The 7454-nt window shown below is 51.4% G+C and carries 3 protein-coding genes; all 3 read right to left on the bottom strand.

Features of this window, described 5'->3' with window-relative positions; translation table 11 throughout:
- Positions 1-1837: 1837 nt before the first annotated feature.
- The 3 genes from LOC67_RS27175 to LOC67_RS27165 all read right to left on the bottom strand — a co-directional run bounded on the left by LOC67_RS27175 (position 1838) and on the right by LOC67_RS27165 (position 6241).
- Positions 1838-2305 (bottom strand): DUF2262 domain-containing protein, encoded by a 468-nt coding sequence (locus LOC67_RS27175; protein ID WP_230266003.1) that lies wholly within the window; start codon positions 2303-2305, stop codon positions 1838-1840.
- 805 nt (positions 2306-3110) lie between these two features.
- Positions 3111-3473 (bottom strand): hypothetical protein, encoded by a 363-nt coding sequence (locus tag LOC67_RS27170; RefSeq protein ID WP_230266002.1) that lies wholly within the window; start codon positions 3471-3473, stop codon positions 3111-3113.
- 2192 nt (positions 3474-5665) lie between these two features.
- On the bottom strand, positions 5666-6241 hold the full coding sequence (locus LOC67_RS27165) for a hypothetical protein (protein ID WP_230266001.1): 576 nt from the start codon (positions 6239-6241) through the stop codon (positions 5666-5668).
- Between the last annotated feature and the right edge of the window lie 1213 nt (positions 6242-7454).

Below are 7454 nucleotides of genomic sequence, written 5' to 3'. Positions count from 1 at the left end.
ACAAACTCAGTTGCGGCGATCGGCTAATGGTTGTCAGGTGAGATCAGATGGGCAAGATCCGTCAGCATCGAAGACAGGCGATGGTTATCGCAGGCACAACCATCCGCGCGAACGGCGGACATAACCAAGTGACGGCGGAAGACACACCACTTCAGAAACCCCGACTCCGTCACTTCGGTTCATGTCATGGTTCGCGTGGTACACACGACCACAGTCTGCATCACATCGCTGCTGACAAGTCTACCCGATTGGACTCGCCAAGGGGAACGAGCATAGATTTTTCGGCTAGCGAGTAAGGAGTTTGACCAGCTATCTCGGAGCAGAAATCAAACCGTGACATCAAGTGCGATAAACAGGAAACTGACGTCTTGCGAAATCACATGGGCCTAGTTCACGAGCAACTATCAAACCGCAGACTCAGTTGCAACGATCAGCTATCAGTTGCCAGGTGAGATCAGATGGGCCGAATTCAGCAGCGACTATCAAACCGCAGCATCATTTGCGGCGATCAGCTGACAGTTGACACCTGAATTTAGATGGGCCGAATTCAAACGCTTCGAACTGAAATGGGCGATGACCATGTTGATTAGAGATGAGTCATCAAGCAGTCCAATTACCCGCGCGAACGGTAGTGGTCACCGAGTCGGCGCAGTGGACGTGAACTCAAAACAAACCCGACTCGCCGACTTCGGTGCACCACATGGTTCTGGCTCGTTCTGAATGCACGAGCCAATAGTCATACAACGGTCTTTCGACAACCATCGAATTTTAGCCACGCTCTGGAGCCTCACGCTGACAAAAGAACTGGCTTAATACGCGCACAACAAACGTTAGTTCCGCGCTGTCAGGTGCCGGGTCCCCTGACTTTGGCTCCTGTTCACTATATTTCGCCCTCAACAACCCTTGCCACCCGAGCGACGGAGAACCTTGGAACTCCGTAGCCATCCAGTTCGTAAACCCGCGAAGCAGACAGTGATTTGTAGCGCAATCGTATCCAACCAAGAAAGCAATCGCAGTATCAAGACTGACTCGGTGAAGGTACATCCGAGGACGCTCAATGAACGAATCAATGAACTCACGGTAATCGTTTTCGGCTCGCATCACAGTTTGCTGCAAATTCGATTCAGTAGCCAGAACGGTAGCCATAACCGAATTACGGCGAGAGAGTCAAAACTAAAACCCAAACCAACGCACCTCCGTAACTTCGGTTCATGGCATGGTTACCCGCGGTTTGGATTGCATGATATGAATTTTAGGGCGACGTCACGAGTGATACGCTCAATATTTCTCCGATCTGCAGATGGCCAATGGAAAGTTTGATCTTCTGAGTCCAGGTCATCCCATGCCCAATATAGCAAGTAAAAGTCATGGAGTTCGGATTGGCAGTCGTTTGCGTTGTATAGATCCCTTATCCTTTCCAATGCCTCACGAATTGGGAGATCGTCGTTTAACGCAGCCAGAAGTAATTCCCGCGCGTAGATAACGAGACATTCGTCGGCGGTTAGATCGCTGAGACCCAGCATTTGGAGAATTTGATCGCGGAGTGACGCGATTTCAAAGGAATTGTACGGTCGCGATTTCGCCGCCAAACGGCAAACAGGCATCTCTTCGTGTCCGGATGCAAGAAGGTCAATCGCCCAATCAACGCACTGCTCTCCGCATTCCATCTGCAACGCCTAGTCAGCGAGTATCTGTGCAGTTGTCACCATCAGAGTCGTCTGGATTGAATTCTGCCGGGTAACGGCACCGATCACCGGGCGGCGGCGAAGAATATATCCATTGCCACAACGCTGACCACCGCCGCTCCGGTGCATCGGATGGTTATCCGCTCCCTTGGTCAGAACAAAGATTTCACATCACAATCCGAAATGTTGCCATCGCCGTCGAATGAAACGACCAAGCAGTGCTCGTGTAGGCAGGGCGAATCCCCGCCAGTGATCTCGAAATACTCATCTTCGTAATCATTGCCAGTGAGCATAAATATAATCAAATATGGGACGGAAAGTACCTTGCGGAGTTGTGCAGCCGTCACCTGCGGAGGATTCTCCTCTCCGCAGTCGAGAAATCCGTTGAGCAATTCAAGCAGTTCCGTAGCCGCATGCTCACGAAAAGCTTTGAAGTACCGAACACGCGCCCGCCAGACCCCTTCGGCAAGTGGAAGTAAACGCTCGATTGCATCGTCTGTTTCGCAGAAGAATCGAATGTCGATCGCCTTGCCTTTGTAGTCCATCTTCACGGAATAAGAACGATCTTTTATGTGACATTTGAGCTTGCCGAACACCGCTGAGGTCACGTTACGTTTCATATCAAGGGGCATTCATATTCAGTCGGATAACGGTAGACATCACGCGGGACGGGCGAAAGACTTGCAAGCAGACCAACAACCGCGACTCCCGTCCTCGCGTGCATGTCCTGGTTCGTCGCTACTTACATGTCAACCAATTAAGTTGTTCGATCAGGTTAGCGTCGTCAGGCACATGCTCCAACCAGCATTTGAGCAGGGTAACATGGTCATGGCACGCAGGTGTGTCCAAAAATGGGTCTACGAATTGTCGATTGATCTCGGCCAAACACCGAAAGGCTGTGCCACGACAGGTAATCAAAGGGTAGTCGTCCGAGCGTCTGTCGGATCGAATCAGATGTTCAAGTGTCGTACGCGTTTCCTGGGGCGGGAAACCTAAAGTCGCAAGTGCGTGAATCGATGTTCCCGCGATCTGTATGTGGCGGGAAGTCGTGAGTGAAATGATCCATTGAAGTACGCCAGCATGCACCGCATCAGCGTAGTCGTATCCGACAGCCCTCACCACAGTAGCCATTGATGTTGCGCCGCGAGAGAGCAAACGCTGTTGGTCGTCAGAAAGCACGTCGGAATTCGGATTGATCGAGCGGCATCGCGAAAGAAGCTCGGAAAGATATGGCGCCCCGGATTTCCCCTCAGCAGCGAGGAAAGTCGCTGCGTAAACATGAGCCCGGATGGAATCCGAACGAAGGGCGCGATCAAAATCCAAAATGCTACCTAAGATACGACGAACGGTTGCGATGACCGGGCCGCGGCGAACGATCAAACATTTCAAAAAACACGACTCCGCGGCTCCGTGTCCATCGCTTGGTTACCCGCCGTCTCCCGGTTCTGGATTGGAGCTCGCGTCGCCATCATCACTTTGTGACAAAACGCGCTCTAACGCATCGAGAACCATGTCTTGCCGGTCAGCCTGTTCTTCCCAGCGATCGAGAAGAGCCTCGTAGCGATCAGCATGTGTTTTTGATCGCTGCAGTTGACGTTCGGTCTCGTCTTGTTGTCGCTGGGTTTGATCGAGTTGCTGTTGCGTTTGGTCCAGTTGCTTTTGCGTCTGTTCGGTTTGTCGATCGTAGTCGTCAAGTTGTTGCTGGTACGTAGCGTCGTAGTCGCCACCCGATTGCGGCGTGCTCGAACAGAGCAGCGTGAGCGTCAGTGCAATCGGTATGTGCTTCATCGAGTGCTCGATTCAGTCGGGTAACGGTTATGGTCACCGAGTCGGCGCGGTTGAGGTGAAACTAAAACCCAAAAGTCGTCGACTCGCCGACTTCGGTGCACCAACTGGTTCGCGTGGTACGCACGACCACAGCCGGCACGACATCGCTGGAGACAAGTCTACCCGATCGGAATCGCCAAAGGCTACGAGCATTGATATTTTGGCTGGCGCATAGGGCGTTTGAACTGCTATCTCGGAACAACATCCAAACCGTGACATCGAATGCGATAAACAGGAAACTGACGTCTCGTGAAATCTCGTGGGTCGCGATCACGAACAGCTATCAAACCGCAACTTCGGTTGCCTCGATCAGCTAGCACTTGTCACGTGAAATCAGATGGGCCGAAATCAGACGCCTGCAACTAAGAAGGGCGATGACCATGCTGCTTAGAGATGAGTCATCAAGCAGTCCAACTACCCGCGCGAACGGCGGACATAACCGAGTGACGGCGGATGACAAACCACTTCGAAAACCCCGACTCCGTCACTTCGGTTCATGTCATGGTTCGCGTGGTACGCACGACCACAGTCTGCACTACCTCGCTGTCGACCAGTCTACTCGATTCGAATCGCGAAGGGGAACGAGTATAGATATTTCAGCCGGCGGGTAGAGCGTTTGATCGGCTATCTCGGAGCTGAAATAAACCGTGACATCAAATGCGATCAACAGGAAACTGCTGACGCGCTAAATCAAGTGGGCCGCGATCAAGCACAACTATCAAACCGCAAATTCACTTGCGGCGATCATCAAACACTTGCCACGTGAAATCAGATGGGCCGGATTCAGCAGCATTGATGACAGGCGATGGTTATCGCAGGCACAACCATCCGCGCGAACGGTGGACATAACCGAGTGACGGCGGACGACTAACCACTTCAAAAACCCCGACTCCGTCACTTCGGTTCATGTCATGGTTCGCGAGGTACACACGACCACAGTCTGCATCACATCGCTGCTGACAAGTCTACCCGATCGGAATCGCCAAGGGGAACGAGCATAGATATTTCGGCTGGCGCATAGGATGCTTGAACAGCTATCTCGGCGCAGAAATCAAACCGTGACATCAAGTGCGATACACAGGCAACTGCTGTCCCATGAATTCAAATGGGCGTTGTTCAAGCACCGAAATCAAGCCGCGAATTCAATTGCGATCAACAGGAAACTGAGGTCTCGTAAAATTAACTGGGCCGAGTTCACTAACAGCTATCAAACCGCAAACTCAATTGCAGCGATCAGTAAACGGCTGCCACTTGAAATCAAATGGGCCGAATCCAAACGCTTTGTACTGCAAAGGGCGATGACCAACTTGATAAGAGATGAAACATCAGTCAGTCCATCTACCCGCGCGAACGGTAGCGATCACCTGGTGGCGGCGATCGAGATGAAACTAAAACCCAAAAGACGTCGACTCCGCCACTCGGGTGCATCGCATTGTTATCGGTCGGGTTTTGCAATCGGCGATCAGTCCGTGTCAGTGAGACAACCGAACCAGAGTATCGAAGCGTGCGGCCAAGTCAATACGAAGGTGTAGTCCCAGGCAACGTCATAGTGCCAGTTCGAAATAAGATCATTGTTGTGATGTTTGCAAATATCGCATCCATCCTGCGATCCGGGCTCAGTATTGAATGCATAGTATTTCCCAATCGACGAGAACAACTCGTGGACAGGTTTGCGTTCGGCAGTGTTTGAATGCGAAAGTTCGCGAGAATAAGCCCCCAGCCGATCCAACGAAGCGCGAGTAACGGTGTCAAGGAAGTATAATTCGTCCTGTTTGATTGTTGCGTGTTCGTGTAGTGATCCAATTTTAAAATCGCGTGGATAGATGTCGTCAAGCGATAATCGCAGGAAGTTATGCAGCGAGTTATCGGATGCAATCAAATTCAACGCGGAGCGGATTGAGTCGGGCAATGTGAGGTTTGGTCCGAAGTATTCGTAAAACTGCCAAGCGAACCGAAAATTGGATGAGGCGCAAATTGATTTCGACAGTGCTGTCAGATCAAAACGGTCGTCTATGAGTGAGAGCAGAAGTGACATTCACGAATTGCTGACAACTGAGTCGGATAACGGCACCGTTCACCGGGCCGCGGCAAATAACGTTAAACTATCCAAACTGCGCGGCCCGCGGCTCCGTGTGCAACGGATTGTTATGCCGCTATTGTTCGGTTTGGACTTTCCGTCGGAGATTAACGAACACGAAATATGCGACGACGAAGTATATAACCGAAATGATGCCCGCCACGGGGAATGCAAAGACGCGATCCTTTGGCGAAATCGCGTAAGCCGCTAACAAGATCACAAGGACAGTTGGCACAATAGAAACGATCGACGTCGTTGCGGACCGCATTCCGACGAGCGCATCAATGGTGTGTCCACTTTTTGGAGGGCGCCAAAATCGCAGCAAGTAGTGGAACGGTTTTTTCGATCTACTGGTATCACTAATTGACCAAAACGTCTTGCACCAAGGAGGCGTGGTGCCTCTATCTTCGAATTCCTTGATAATGAAATGCGAGATAATCCGAGCTTGCAGCGTTTTTTCGAGTAAGTGTGCGTCGAGCATTATGCACATCACCGGTACGGCGAGCATGACCAATTGCAGAGGAAGCGGCGCACCTTTAGCAAACGCCTCCTGGTTTACGAGGTTGAAAGCAACCATAGCCCCAACAATCACAAGTTTTTGGTTCCAAGTTTGATGAACCTTCTCGATGTACTTCGCGTTTTCTCCGATCAAGTGCTTGTACAACTCTTCGTCGAATTTAGGTCCCTTATCTGCCATCTCGGTTAGCCATTGGGAGTCGTTGAGTTACGGATGATGCACTCAGGTATTTGCGGCATAACGGCGGACATAACCGAGTGACGGCGGACGATTCACCACTTCAAAGACCTCGACTCCGTCACTTCGGTTCATGTCATGGTTCGCGTGGTACACACGACCACGGCCAGCAGTACATCGCTGCTGACAAGTCTACCCGATTCGAATCGCGAAGGGGAACGAACATAGATATTTCAGCTGGCCCATAGGGCGTCTGACCCGCCATCGCGGAGCAGAAATAAACCGTGACATCAAATGCGATACGGAGGAAACTGCTGTCCTATGAATTCAATTGGATGCCGTTCGAGCAACACAATCAAACCATGAATCCAATTGCGATTGATAGGAAACTGATGTCTCGCGATATCAGTTGGGCCGCGATCAGACACAGCTATCAAACCGCAACTTCAATTGCGGCGATCAGCTTACAGTTGCCACGTGAAATCAAATGGGCCAGATTCAGCAGCATTGGATCCAGTCACAACTACCCGCGCGAACGGTAACGATCACGTGGTCGCCGCGAACGACCTACCACTTCAAAAACCTCAACTCGGCGACTCACGTGCATCGTCGGGTTCGCGTGGTACGCACGACCACAGTCGGCACTACATCGCTGATGACAAGTCTACCCGATTCGAATCGCGAAGGGGAACGAGCATAGATTTTTCGGCTGGCGCATAGGGCGTTTGAACTGCTATCTCGGAACAACATCCAAACCGCGACATCGAATGCGATAAACAGGAAACTGCTGACCTGTGAATTCAGATGGGTGTTATTCGAGCGACACGATCAAACCGTGAATTCAATTGCGATCAATTGGAAACTGACGTCTCGCAAAATCCATTGGGCCGCGATCACGAGTAACTATCAAACCGCAACTTCGGTTGCGTCGATAAGCTAGCACTTGTCACGTGAAATCAGATGGGCCGAAATCAGACGCCTGGAACTAAGAAAGGCGATGACCATATTGATTAGAGATGAGTCATCAAGCAGTCCAACTACCCGCGCGAACGGCGGACATAACCGAGTGACGGCGGATGACACACCACTTCAAAAACCCCGACTCCGTCACTTCGGTTCATGTCATGGTTCGCGAGGTACCCACGATCACAGTCGGCACTACATCGCTGCT

The organism is Stieleria sp. JC731, from assembly GCF_020966635.1.
Taxonomy (GTDB): Bacteria; Planctomycetota; Planctomycetia; order Pirellulales; family Pirellulaceae; genus Stieleria.
Note: the sequence above shows the minus strand (reverse complement) of the source record. Positions and strands in the feature narration are given on the sequence as shown.